Origin of the sequence: Pseudomonas sp. NPDC089395 (genome assembly GCF_044749525.1) — a bacterium.
GTDB lineage: Bacteria > Pseudomonadota > Gammaproteobacteria > Pseudomonadales > Pseudomonadaceae > Aquipseudomonas.
The window spans coordinates 18,794-30,455 of sequence record NZ_JBIVID010000022.1 but is presented as its reverse complement, the minus strand read 5'-3'; the positions used below and the strand labels follow the sequence as shown (position 1 = coordinate 30,455).

The following is an 11,662-nucleotide window of genomic DNA, read 5'->3' as shown; positions in this document are numbered from 1 at the left end:
GGCTTCGATGGCAGACAGCTTGAACTGCTTGGAATACTTGGTCATGTAAAACACCCCGGTGTTGGATGGGTGTCCAACATCCGGGGCGCAGTTCACCCCCTTGTGGGAGCGGGCTTGTCCCGCGAACCAGGGCAAAGCCCTGGCCATGCACCGCGGTGTTTTCTTCGCGGGGCAAGCCCGCTCCCACAAGGATTGCGCCAACCGTTAGATAGGGATTAAGCAAAGCGCTCGATCTGGGCAGGGGTTCGGCGCATCAGCACTTTGCCGTGGCGCACCGACACCAGCGCATGGCCCTGGCTGCGCACCATTTCGTAGTCATCGGCCGCCGACAGCAGCAACAGGTTCGCCGGTCGCCCTACCTCGATGCCATAGTGCTCGCCCAGGTTGAGGGTGCGGGCACTGTTGTCGGTGATCAGGTCAAGGCAGCGTTGCAGGTCTTCGTAACCGAGCATGTGGCAGATGTGCAGGCCGGCTTCGAGAATGCGCAGGATGTTGCCGTTGCCCAGCGGGTACCAAGGGTCGACGATCGAGTCCTGGCCGAAGCAGACGTTCATCCCCGCCCGGTCGATCTCGGCCACGCGGGTCAGGCCACGGCGTTTCGGGTACGTGTCGAAGCGACCCTGCAAGTGGATGCTCTCGGTCGGGCACGAGACGAAGTTGATGCCCGACATTTTCAGCAGGCGGAACAGCTTGGAGCAGTAGGCATTGTCATAGGAGCCCATGGCCGTGGTGTGGCTCGCCGTCACCCGCGCGCCCATGCCACGCACCCGCGCCTCTTCGGCCAGCACTTCGAGGAAACGCGACTGCGGGTCGTCGGTCTCGTCGCAATGCACATCGACCAGGCAACCGGTGCGCTCGGCCAGCTCCATCAGGAACTTCACCGACGAGACGCCCTGGTCGCGGGTATTTTCAAAATGCGGGATGCCACCCACCACATCGGCGCCCATGGCCACCGCCTCGGTCATCAGCGCCCGGCCGTTGGCGTAGGATTCGATGCCCTCCTGGGGGAAAGCCACGATCTGCAGGTCGACCAGGTCGCGTACTTCGTCGCGCACCTCGACCATGGCCTTGAGCGCGGTGAGCTTGGGGTCGGTCACGTCGACGTGGGTGCGGACATGCTGAATGCCGTGGTCCACCAGCATGCCAATGGTCTTCTTGGCGCGGGTCTTGATGTCGTCATGGGTGGTGATGGCCTTGCGCTCGGCCCAGCGCTCGATGCCTTCGAACAGCGTGCCGCTCATATTCCACTTCGGCTCGCCCGCCGTGAGGGTCGCATCCAGGTGGATGTGCGGCTCGACGAAGGGCGGCACCACCAGGTTCTGCTGGGCGTCCAGGTCGTCGGCAGCGCTGCCGGCGATGACGTCGGCCTGGGGCTCGATGGCAGTGATGCGATCGCCCTGCAGTTCGATACGGAACAGGCCGGCCTTGCCACGCAGGCGTGCATTGATGATGTTCATGGGATTACTCCTTGCCTTGGGCTTCGGTCATGCGCCATATCAGCATAGCGACCGCAGCATTCATACGAAAAAGCGGGTCGTCGAGGGACTGCCCGCTCAATTGTTCGATACGTTGCATCCGTTGGTTGATGGTGTTGCGGTGCACGCCCAGGCGCTGCCCGGCCTTTAGGCCATTGCCGTTTTCCATGAGCAGGGCGTCGAGGGTGTGCAGCAAGGTATTGGGCTGTTTGCGCCCGGGGCTGCGCAGTGGGCCTAGGGTCCGGGTGACGAAGTCGTCGAGCAGCGAACGATCGACGATCCCCTGCAGCAAGCGCAGCACGCCCAGTTCGCTGAAGTCGCACAGGCCCGTGGCCGGGCGCAGGTTCTGCGCCACCTCCAGCGCCTGGCGGGCTTCGTTGAGGGCCTGGCGATAATGGGCGCAGTCTTCGGCGGGGCTGGAAAGCCCCATGAACAGGCCCATTTCCCCGACCAACGCGGCGAGTTGCAGGTGCAGGTCGGCCAACGCTGCACGCAGGTGCGGCGAATCAGGCAGCAACAACACGAACAGGTCGCCCGCCAATTGCGCCGTGACCGCTTCAGGCCGACCGCGACACCAGGCTTCGAGCAGGTCTTCCAGCGCTTGCCGGGTGCCTTGCCACAAGCGTTCGCCCTGGGCCAGCCCGTGCCGTTCGAACAGCTCGTCGACCGCCGACAGGCGCAGCGCCACCAGCCGGCGCGGCCCGTCCAGGGCCAGTTGCAGGTGCGCCGCACGCTGCCGGGCGATGGCCAGGCTTGGGTAATCACCGGTCAGCAACTGGCCGAGGATGTCGTTGCGCGAACGCCGCTCCTGGGTCATCTGCACCAGCGCAGTCCCGATCAGGTGGGTGACCACCACCATCTTCAGCGCATAGGGCTGCTCGATCAGCGGCAGGCCCAGTTGCTCGGCACGGGCAATGACCGCGGGCGGTATGTGCTGGATGAACGAGCCACCGGTGAGGATCACCATGCCGGCGATACCCACCGCTTCGCCATCCTCGACCAGGCTCAGCAGGTTGCTTTCGCCACGCGGGTGATTGATGCCGGTGACGAACACCAGCTCGCCGCCCATCACCCACTCGGCGATGCCTTCATTTTCCGCCACGTAGGGCCAGCGCACACGCCGCTGCAGGTTGCGTGCGCCGGCCCGCACGCGCATGTCTTGCAAACCCGGCAGGCACAGGAGTTCTTCCAGTGCCAGGCTCACGGTTCGACCTCGGCCTGGCCCAGCGCCTGGCGCCGGCCACGCAGTTCGAGCAGCAGGATGTAGCACAGTGCCGAGGCGCTGATGCCAACAAGCGGGGCCACCCAGGGCGAGGCGTAGGCCAGTACCGCACCGACGGCATAGGCGAACAACCCGGCAAAGTTGTAGCGCGGCAGGCTGACCGACCCTAACGCGGGGTACTTGCCACGGTGGCGGTACCAGAAGTCGGCCATGATCACCCCGCCCACTGGCGGGATGATCGACCCCAGCAGCACCAGGAACGGGATCAGCAATTCGTACATGCCACCGATCGCCAGCAGGATGCCGACACCCGCCGCCGCCAGCGTCATCGTGCGCCGACGCTCACTGCGCAGCAGGTGGCAGGCCGCCGCCGAGACGTTGTAGATGGTCGGCCCCTGGATGGTCCACAGGTTCAGGCAGAGCATCACCACCGCCGCGAACGACAGGCCCTGGAGCATCATCACTTCGACGATGTCGGCCTGCTGGTAGACCATCGCGCACCAGGCCCCGGCCACCACCATCAAGCCATTGCCGAGCAGGAACGCGACGATGCTGGCCGTGACCGCCACCCGCCCGCTGCGCGACAGCCGCGTCCAGTTGGTGGCTTGGGTGGCGCCGCTGGCGAAGGTGCCGAAGACCATGGTCACCGCGGCGGAAAAGGTCAGGGTTTCGTGTGGCACCAGTGCCGCGAGCTGCTGCAAGCCCCCGACATCGCGGGTGGCGATCACCATGGAGATGATCAACAGCGCGAACATCAGCGGCACCGACACCCGTGACAGCAAGTCCAGGCCCTTGAAGCCGACGATGGCGGTGATGCTGAAGCCCAGCCCGAACAGCACCATCAATGGCACAGTGAAAGCGGGGGCCAGCCCCAGCAGCTTGACCAGCACGATGGCCACGGTAGCCGTGCCCCAGGCGTACCAGCCAAGTTCCGCGAAGCCCAGCAGAAAATCCGAAAGCCGGCTGCCCGCCTCGCCGAAACAGAAGCGGCCCATGAGCACGGTATTGAGCCCGCTGCGCGAGGCGATGAACGCCAGCGCTGCGGCATACAGCGCCAGCAGGCTGTTGCCGATGGCGGCGATCCACAGCATGTCGACGAAGCCGAAGGCCATGCCGAGCTTGCCGCCGGCGAACATGGTGCCGGTGAAGAAGGTGAAACTGAACAGCACCATGGCAATCGGCAACAGGCCCTTGCGCGCATGCAGGGGCGCTTCGCAGAGGGGGAATTCGGAGGGTGAGCTCATGGACGGGTGGCTCCGGGTTGAAGGTGCAGCGACAAGAGCAATATGCGGGCCGCTTTTGCCAAGGCCGGGAAAGCCGAAAAAGCAGGCGCGGGGCATAAGAAAGACTGTGCAGGTTGCACAAAATAACGTCGCCAAGGAGAAAACAATGTGTGCCGCGTGACTCATTTGGAGGCGAACACGCACCAATGCGAAACAGGCTGGGTAATTTTCACCCAGCCTTCACCCAGCCCCTTGACCCAAGTCATGGCCTGATGGACGATCGATGCTTCCCCGACCAAGGACGAAGGCATGTTACGGATACTGGGCAGAGCGTCTTCCATCAACGTGCGCAAAGTCCTGTGGGCCTGCGCCGAATTCGATATCCCGTTCGAACGCGAAGACTGGGGCACGGGCTTCCAGCCCACCGACGCCCCTGAATTCCTTGCGCTCAACCCCAATGCCATGGTGCCGGTCATCCAGGAAGGTGACTTCACCCTGTGGGAATCCAACACCATCATCCGCTACCTCGCCACACGTTATGGCGAGGGGGGCTGCTACCCGGCCGAAGCGGTCGCCAGGGCCCGCGTGGATCAATGGATCGACTGGCAGGCCACGGACCTGAACCGCTCGTGGAGTTATGCCTTCATGTCGCTGGTCCGGCATTCCCCCGCACATCAGGACCCACAGGCACTGGCCGAAGGTTGCGCGCAGTGGGTGCACTACATGCAGATCCTCGAGCGACAGCTGGCCACGACCGGCGCCTATGTGGCGGGTGATCGGTTCACCCTGGCCGACATCCCGATCGGGCTGTCGGTGAACCGCTGGTTCGAGACTCCCTTCGAGCACCCGTCGCTGCCAGCCGTCAGCGCCTACTTCGAGCGCCTGACCGACCGCCCCGGCTTCGTAGCGCACGGGCGCAACGGCACCCCCTGAGTGGCAAGTGCTGCGCACGCCCTGTGCGTGCGCAGCGCCGGGGCGACCTCGCTATACTCCCCGTTTTGAAATGCGTGCCCAAGGCCAACCCACATGCCCCGCTTGCCAAAGTTGCTGTTGCCCCTGCTGTTCATCGCCGCCCTCGGCGCCTGCGACCAGAAACCCACCCGCGAAGAACAGATCCTGGCCAACCTGCCCTTGCAGGAAGCCTACGAGCACAACATCGAGCGCATGGCCGCGCTGCTCACCCGCACCCACCCGCAACTCGATGAACAGACCATTCGCGAGGTGCTGCGCAAGCACCTCACGGTCGAGGACCAGCGCCAGGACCTGTTCAAGCTCTACAGCGAACAGCACTTCAGCGACGCCGAGTTCGCCAGCATCGTCGCGGCCACCCGCGACCCGGCCAAGGCGCGGGCCATGGAAGAGACCGAAGAAGGCCAGCGGCTGAGCGAAAAGCTCACCCGGCTGATGCGCGAGACGGCGCGCGATGCCAAGGTGCAGGCGCTGGCCGCGCAGCGCATGCAGCAGGTGGAAGATGAATTGAGCGCGCGGGAAGAAAACGCTCTGCTACGCTAGCTGTAACAAGTTTTGTCATAATACTGTCGTCTTTCGGTCATAGGATTGACCCCAACCTGACATTTACCTACTTCATGGATGAGCGTCTCATGCGTCGTGTGGTTTTCAATCAGAAAGGTGGCGTGGGCAAGTCGAGCATCGCCTGCAACCTGGCCGCAGCCAGTGCCGCCGAGGGCTATCGCACATTGCTGGTCGACCTCGACCCGCAGGCCAACGCGACCTACTACCTCACCGGGCTGACCGACGACGCCATCCCGGCCGGCATCGCCGACTTCTTCCGCCAGACCCTGTCGCCCTCCACCGCCGCGGGCAAGAAGCACCGCGTAGCGATCACCGAGACCCGCTACCCGAACCTGCACCTGGTCACCGCCAGCCCCGACCTCAGCGACCTGCAGAGCAAGCTGGAGCACAAGTTCAAGATCAACAAGCTGCGCAAGCTGCTGATCGAGCTGGGCGAAGACTACGAACGGATCTACATCGACACACCACCGGCCCTGAACTTCTACACCTTCAGCGCGTTGGTGGCAGCCGAGCGCCTGCTCATTCCGTTCGACTGCGACAGCTTCTCGCACCAGGCACTGCTCAGCGTCATGGCCGAGGTCGAGGAGATGCGCCAGGACCACAACCCGGCGCTGCAGGTCGAGGGCGTGGTGGTCAACCAGTTCGCCGGGCGCACAGCCTTGCACCAGACCCTGGTCAATCAACTGCGCAGCGAAGGCCTGCCGGTATTGCCGGTGTACCTGAGCAGTTCGATCAAGATGCGCGAGTCGCACCAGGCCTCGGTGCCGCTGGTGCACCTGGCACCGCGGCACAAACTGTCGCTGGAGTTCGTCGACCTGCTCGACGTGCTGGAACGGGCCGCCTGACCGGGCAAATCTTCCACGCGCAGGGGCTACCCGACCGCTCGTCCGGGTGATAGATTCGCCGCCATGAAAACCACCCGGCAGACCCGCACGCTGACCGCCTGGACGCTCTACGCCAGCGTCCTGTTCAGCCTATTGCTGTGCGGCCTGCACCACGGCCAGATGGGCGGCTTGCGCCTGGCCGGCCTGGAAGGCGGGTTCTGTTCGGTGAACAGCGAGCACGGTGTCGCCATCGACTTGGATGGCGCCGGTGGCGACCAGCACATGGCCCAGCTCGACTGCCCGGTCTGTTCTTCGTTCGGCATGGCAGTACCCCTGAGCAGCGCTGGCTTCTCGTTCGCCCCAGCGCACAGCGCCGCCACCTCACCCATAGTCGTGCGCAGCTGGGCGCAACCGCCGCCCCGCTACCAACGCCCTGCCCTCACCCCCCGCGCGCCCCCCGCCGTCTTCCTCGCAGCAGCCCTTCATATCGCCTGACCCCAGCCGGGCGCGCCTGCGTGCGCGGTCGTGGTCAGCCATGACCCTTGCGTGGAAGACACAATAATATGCTCCGCAATACCTCCCTGGTGCTCCTCATGGGCACCTGCACTTTCACCTGGGCGGACGACGCCGCCGTGGAACTCGGCGCCACCACCATCGACGGCGAGCGTGACGCCCCCTCCGGCGTGCAACTGGATGAACCGATCCGCACCGGTTCCCGGCTGGGCCTGACCGCCCGCGAAACCCCCGCGTCGGTGAGCGTGTCCGACCGCCGCCTGATCGAAGAACGCGGCGCCAAGGACAGCCAGGACGTGATCAACGCCATGACCGGCGTGAACGCCTCGGCCAACCCCGGCTTTGGCGGCTTCGTCAGCTATCGCGGTTTCACCCAGAACCAGGTCACCCAGCTGTTCAACGGCATCAACCTTGGCTACAGCAGCGCGATGCGGCCGGTGGATACCTGGGTGCTGGACCGGGTCGAACTGCTCGGCGGACCCTCGTCGTTCCTGCACGGTGCAGGCTCGGTCGGCGGCTCGATCAACTACATCACCAAACTCGCCACCCGTGACCAGCAGATCTTCGACGGACGGGTGCGCTATGGCAGCTACGACGACTCGGAAGTGGCCTTCGGCATCAACCAGGCCCTGGCCAGCAACCCGGCCGATGCCCGCCACTTCATGCGCCTGGATTACAGCCACAGCGGCAGCAACGGCTACATCGACCGCAACGAGCGGCAGACCGACAGCGTTGCGTTTTCACTGCTCAGCGACCTGGCCCCCGACCTCACCCACACCCTGGCCCTGGAATATCAGGAAGACCGCGAGGACAGCCCGTACTGGGGGGCGCCGATCTTGCCTGGGCGCAGCACCATGAAGATCGACAACAGCCGCCGCTTCGAAAACTACAACGTCGCCGACGGCCGTTATGAACAGCGGGTACGCTGGTTGCGCTCGATCCTCGACTACCAGGTCAGCGACAGCACCAGCGTGCAGAACACGCTGTACCACTACAACGCCCAGCGCGACTACCGCAACCTAGAGCGCTACAGCTATACCAGCGACGGTAACGTGCTGCGCGCCAGCCCCTACCTGCAGCGCCATGACCAGAACGTGCTGGGTGACCGTGTCGAGCTGCGCCATGACCACAAGCTGTTCGGCCTGGCCAACCAGTGGTCGCTGGGCCTGGACTATTCGCGCATGCGCCAGACGCTCTACCCGACCTCGAGCAGCTACACCGACGTGGTCGACCCCGACCACTTCGATCCGGGCAGCTTCGACGACATCCCCGGGGTGAATGCCGGCCTGACCAAGGGGCGCCGCCATGAGGTCACCAACCGCGCCGTGTTTGCCGAGCACCGCCTGCAATTGACCGAGCGCCTGGCCCTGCTGACCGCCCTGCGCTACGACTACCTGGACATGCAAGTGACCAACTACGGCGCCGTCACGCCGACCTCGCCGGCCTTCTTCGAACGGCGCTGGGAACCGCTGTCCGGGCGCATCGGCCTGACCTACGCGCTGACCCCTGCGGCCAGCGTCTATGTGCAGTACAGCACTGCCGCGGACCTGCCTGCCGGCTCGCTGGCGGCGGCGACCTACTCCAACGTCGGGCTGTTCGACCTGTCCAAGGGCGAGCAATGGGAGGTGGGCAGCAAGTTCGATTTCCTGGAAGGGCGTGGTGCGGCAACGGTGGCGCTGTACCAGATCGTGCGCAAGGATTTCGCCGTGCGCGATTCGGTCGACCCCAACCAGATGGTCCAGGCCGGGCAGCAGACTTCCCGCGGGATCGAGTTGTCGGGACGGCTGCAGGTGACGCCGAAGCTGCTGGCCGAAGCCAACTATGCCTATGTCGATGCCGAGTACGATGAGTTCAACGAGGCCGTCAATGGTGTGTCGGTGTCGCGCAAGGGCAATGCCCCGGTCAACGTGCCGGCCAACGTGGCCAACCTGTGGCTGACCTACAGCCTCAACCCGGCGTGGTCGGTCGGGGTGGACAGCCGCTATGTCGATTCGGTGTATGCCGACAATGCCAATACCCTCAAGGCACCGGCCTACACCCTGTTCGGTGCCTTTGCCCGCTACCGGCTGGACGAACACACCACGGTCACCGGGCGGGTGCGCAACCTGACCGACGAGGTGTATGCCAAGCAGGCCTACGGACTGCAGTACTACATGGGCGCGCCGAGGACGTTCGAGGTGGCGGTGGACATGCGTTTCTGACGGGTGAATGAGTACCGGCCTGGTCGCCAGCCTGGCGGCAAGGCCGGACTGCAGAATGTGAAGCGTCCTACCCTTGATACGTCCATTTCCCAAGCAATCTTCAGTGATAATCTGCCCACCTCTCACCTGCCGGCACATGAAGCTCCGGCGACCGTTATCGCAAGGAAGTTCACGTGTTCAAAACGCTGTCCCCGGTTCTGCTGATCACCGCCCTTATCTGCCTGGCGGGTTGCAAAAGCCACTCCTCGTCCAACGTGGATGAGCAAACCCTCAAGACCTTCACCCACGATATGCAGCAGGCCTTGACCCGCAGCATCGCCATGGCCAACACCGGCGAACAGGCGGGCGCCGTGTTGCTCAAGGTCACCCTGGACCGGCACTCCGCCCCCATCCGCTGCGAGTCCCGCAGAGCCCCGCTGACCTATGAACTGAAAATGCCCGCGGGGATCATGCCGACCAATCTCAAGGGGCTGAACGCGCTGGTCGAGGCGCAATGCTGGAAGACCATCTACCCGGTCGTGCCCCAGGAAATGCTCGAAGAAAACGGCGAGGTCGAAGTGCTGGCGCCGATGGTGGTGGTGCTGCCCGCGCAGCGACACAGCGCCATTGCACAGCAGCAGTTCTTCTGGGAGAGCCTGTTGCGTGACCAGGCGGTGACCAGCATCGGCAGGGCCTCGGTGTATTACGAGGCCAACGCACAGGGTCACGTCGAGGGTTGCCTGGTGCAGCTTTACCCGCACCCGCTGCGCCGCGATGCGTTTCGCCTGGAGGGCAACCTGCAGGCGCAGCTGAACAGCCGCTGCATGGCACTCGACCTGCGCAAGATGCCCGGCTTCGCCCTTGATGAGAGGGGGATGGCGAGCGGCTACAGCGAGGTGGATTACGCGCCGTGGCGAGTGGGGCGGCCTTGATGCCGTATGGCACGGGCTCCGCCCGTGTTCGCGGGACAAGCCCGCTCCCACAGGTTCACTAGTGTTCATGAAAACGGCGCTGGACCTCTGGGCAGGTTCACCTCTATTCATGAAAACGGCGCTGGACCTGTGGGAGCGGGCTTGTCCCGCGAACCAGGGCGAAGCCCTGGCCATCCACCGCCCGCCTTTCGCGTGCCCGCACGGTCAAAACAGATATCCCGATGTCGCTCACGAAGAAGCGCAACCCCGCACAGCCCGGTCTACTGCCTGAAACAACAACGATGACGCGGCCGTGACCCCGTCACGTCCCTTCAGGCTGCCTATGGACCCGGAGCACCTGCACATGTCCGCATCTCATGAGGTATCCCCCACCACGCTACGCCGCGTCATCGCCGCCTCGGCCATCGGCAACTTCGTCGAATGGTTCGACTTCGCCGTGTACGGCTTTCTCGCCACCCTCATCGCCAGCCAGTTCTTCCCCAGCGGCGATGCCAGCGTGGCGCTGCTCAAGACCTTCGCCGTGTTCGCCGTGGCCTTCGCCCTGCGGCCACTGGGCGGCATCGTGTTCGGTGCCTTGGGCGACCGGCTCGGGCGCAAGCGCATCCTGTCCCTCACCATCCTGCTGATGGCAGGCTCCACCACACTGATCGGTCTGCTGCCCACCTACGCCAGCATCGGCCTTGCCGCCCCGGCGCTGCTGACCCTGGCGCGCTGCCTGCAGGGCTTTTCCGCCGGCGGCGAGTATGCCGGGGCCTGCGCCTATCTGATGGAACATGCGCCGCGCAACCGACGCGCGTTCTATGGCAGCTTCGTGCCGGTCTCGACCTTCTCGGCCTTCGCCTGCGCTGCCGTGATCGCCTATGGCCTGGAAGCCAGCCTGTCGGCCGAAGCGATGAGCGCCTGGGGCTGGCGCATTCCGTTCCTGGTGGCCGCGCCGCTGGGGCTGGTGGGCCTGTACCTGCGCTGGCGGATGGAGGAAACCCCGGCCTTCCGCCAGGCCCTGGCCGAAGGCAAGGCCCATGAACACTCGCCGCTCAAGGAAACCCTGCGCAGCCACGGCCGGACCCTCCGCAACCTGGGGGCGTTCATTTCGTTGACGGCATTGTCGTTCTACATGTTCACCACCTACTTCGCCACCTACCTGCAACTGGTCGGCAACCTGACCCGTGCCCAGTCGTTGCTGGTGACCACCGTGGCACTGCTGTTCGCCGCGGTCGGCTGCCCGCTGGCCGGGGCGTTTTCGGACCGCGTCGGGCGGCGCAAGACCATTGGCTTTACCTGCCTGTGGGTGATGGTCTGTGTGTTCCCCGCGTATTGGCTGGCCAGCTCCGGCTCGATGTCGGGGGCGCTGCTGGGGGTGATCCTGCTGGCGGTGGGGGCGCTGTGCAGTGGGGTGGTCACTGCTGCGCTGCTGTCGGAGAGCTTCCCGACCCGCACTCGGTATACCGCTTCGGCCATTACTTACAATGTGGCCTACACGCTGTTTGGCGGTACTGCGCCGCTGGTGGCGACCTGGTTGATCGGGTTGACCGGTAGTAGCCTGGCGCCGGCGTTCTACCTGGTGGTGATTGCTATGGTGGCGCTGGTGGGGGGGTTGGCATTGCCGGAGACGGCGCGGATTTCGTTGCATGACGAGCCGGAGGTCGAGAGGCACCGGCAGGCTGCTCGCGTTTGAAACGGAGGGCTGCTTTGCAGCCCATTCGCGGGACAAGCCCGCTCCCACAGGTCCTTCACTGCATTCAAACCCTGTAGTCAACCTG

Annotated in this window: 10 protein-coding genes; 7 read left to right on the top strand and 3 right to left on the bottom strand. The window is 64.7% G+C overall.

The annotated features are described in order from the left end of the window. Positions 1-215: 215 nt before the first annotated feature. Genes codA through codB form a run of 3 tightly spaced genes read right to left on the bottom strand, consistent with a single transcriptional unit; the run spans position 216 to position 3,941 of the window. Entirely contained in the window at positions 216-1,457 is a 1,242-nt protein-coding gene (gene codA, locus ACIPZG_RS26320) for a cytosine deaminase (protein ID WP_400718359.1), read from the bottom strand. 4 nt (positions 1,458-1,461) lie between these two features. Further along, entirely contained in the window at positions 1,462-2,679 is a 1,218-nt protein-coding gene (locus ACIPZG_RS26315) for a PucR family transcriptional regulator (RefSeq protein WP_400718356.1), read from the bottom strand. Then, positions 2,676-3,941 (bottom strand): cytosine permease, encoded by a 1,266-nt coding sequence (gene codB / locus ACIPZG_RS26310; RefSeq protein WP_400718353.1) that lies wholly within the window; start codon positions 3,939-3,941, stop codon positions 2,676-2,678. Before codB ends, ACIPZG_RS26315 begins: the two co-directional genes overlap by 4 nt. Positions 3,942-4,229: 288 nt before the next feature. Here codB and ACIPZG_RS26305 point away from each other — a divergent pair, with 288 nt between their 5' ends. The 7 genes from ACIPZG_RS26305 to ACIPZG_RS26275 all read left to right on the top strand — a co-directional run bounded on the left by ACIPZG_RS26305 (position 4,230) and on the right by ACIPZG_RS26275 (position 11,577). Next, positions 4,230-4,853 (top strand): glutathione S-transferase family protein, encoded by a 624-nt coding sequence (locus ACIPZG_RS26305; protein WP_400718351.1) that lies wholly within the window; start codon positions 4,230-4,232, stop codon positions 4,851-4,853. Between the two features lie 93 nt (positions 4,854-4,946). Continuing rightward, positions 4,947-5,432, top strand: a complete 486-nt coding sequence (locus ACIPZG_RS26300; protein WP_400718349.1) for a hypothetical protein — start codon at positions 4,947-4,949, stop codon at positions 5,430-5,432. An 89-nt stretch (positions 5,433-5,521) separates the two neighbouring features. Continuing rightward, the gene (locus tag ACIPZG_RS26295) at positions 5,522-6,298 is read left to right on the top strand and encodes a ParA family protein (protein WP_400718346.1); all 777 of its coding nucleotides are present in this window, start codon (positions 5,522-5,524) and stop codon (positions 6,296-6,298) included. 63 nt (positions 6,299-6,361) lie between these two features. Then, on the top strand, positions 6,362-6,772 hold the full coding sequence (locus ACIPZG_RS26290; RefSeq protein WP_400718345.1) for a DUF2946 family protein: 411 nt from the start codon (positions 6,362-6,364) through the stop codon (positions 6,770-6,772). A gap of 68 nt (positions 6,773-6,840) precedes the next feature. Beyond that, entirely contained in the window at positions 6,841-8,991 is a 2,151-nt protein-coding gene (locus tag ACIPZG_RS26285; RefSeq protein WP_400718344.1) for a TonB-dependent receptor, read from the top strand. Between the two features lie 173 nt (positions 8,992-9,164). Then, entirely contained in the window at positions 9,165-9,902 is a 738-nt protein-coding gene (locus ACIPZG_RS26280; RefSeq protein ID WP_400718342.1) for a hypothetical protein, read from the top strand. Positions 9,903-10,245: 343 nt separating this feature from the next. After that, a complete protein-coding gene (locus ACIPZG_RS26275; RefSeq protein WP_400718340.1) occupies positions 10,246-11,577 on the top strand; it encodes an MFS transporter in 1,332 nt (443 codons plus the stop codon). Positions 11,578-11,662: the final 85 nt, after the last annotated feature.